Genomic DNA, 1,015 nt, shown 5'->3' on the forward strand with positions numbered 1-1,015 from the left:
GTAGTCCCACGAGTCGAGCAGCGCCGCTTCGGTCCCCGGCGGGATCATCGGTCCTCACCTAACGCCGCGGCCAGATCGAGCAGCTGGAGGCTCGCCGTGTCCGCGATCCGGTAGTACGTCCACTTCCTCTCCTTGCGCGTGGCGACGATACCAGCGTCGCGAAGTTTCCGCAAGTGCGACGCGGCCGTCGACTGGGGAGCATCGAGGACGGTCTCCAACTCGCAGGCGCAAAGTTCTCCATCCCGCAGCGCGTGAACAACTGCGAGTCGCTTCTCGTTGGCCAGCGCCTTGAACGACGACAGCTCCGCCTCGACGACCGCGTCGTCCGCGCGTCGAGTCTCCGGGAACGGCCCGTCACAGCAGACACCATCCTCCATCCGTCGGAGCGTCCCGCTCGCTGATTCGGAGCCCGCTTGAGCCGCCGCGTTCGGTTCCTGCGACATTATCGATCAGTCCTCCGTACGGTCGGCACGCTCGTCCGGCGCGTCCGCCTCGTTTTCGTCCGAGTCCACCTCCTCGATTTGCATGTCACAGCAGCTCTCGTCGTCGTTCGACTCGCCACCGAGCAGTCGGTCGAGTATCGACATACATATCGATATAATCCGATTTGACTTGACTCATTTGATCAGGTGTTCAGCTGACTCGAGAGAGCACTCGACTCGAATCTGTGTTCAGATGTGTTTGTTCGACACAGTTCTTCCACCGAACTATCTACATACGAGATAGTATGGTAAACCGGATTATTCAAGGGCCCTACCGTGCTTGACCAGTATTAATCTATAACAGATTATATTGATACCGAGTTGATTACCTCGGTCTCAACACAGTAGAACCGAAAGGCCCTTCAATATATGAGAAAATACTAAATTGTATGTCGCAGCAGATAGCGGCTCAAGACGATCGGACGGACCGTGAAAACGAAATATCGATTAACGAGTCGCTGAGCGAGGAGAGCAAACGTCAGCGCGACAGTATCGACAACGTCGGCGCATTCGGCATGCGAACCGGTGAGTCG

General features: G+C 56.9%; 2 protein-coding genes. Both read right to left on the reverse strand.

Annotation, left to right across the window (positions count from 1 at the left end; all coding sequences use genetic code 11):
* Positions 1 to 44: 44 nt before the first annotated feature.
* Positions 45 to 443 carry an ArsR/SmtB family transcription factor gene (locus FN829_RS15720; RefSeq protein ID WP_142987865.1) on the reverse strand — a complete coding sequence of 133 codons (399 nt, stop codon included), beginning with the start codon at positions 441 to 443 and terminating at the stop codon, positions 45 to 47.
* 6 nt (positions 444 to 449) lie between these two features.
* Positions 450 to 587 carry a hypothetical protein gene (locus tag FN829_RS16050; RefSeq protein WP_158295129.1) on the reverse strand — a complete coding sequence of 46 codons (138 nt, stop codon included), beginning with the start codon at positions 585 to 587 and terminating at the stop codon, positions 450 to 452.
* Positions 588 to 1,015 lie beyond the last annotated feature (428 nt).

The sequence above is a fragment of the Halorubrum cibi genome (assembly GCF_900182635.1).
In the GTDB taxonomy this organism is placed as follows: Archaea; Halobacteriota; Halobacteria; order Halobacteriales; family Haloferacaceae; genus Halorubrum; species Halorubrum cibi.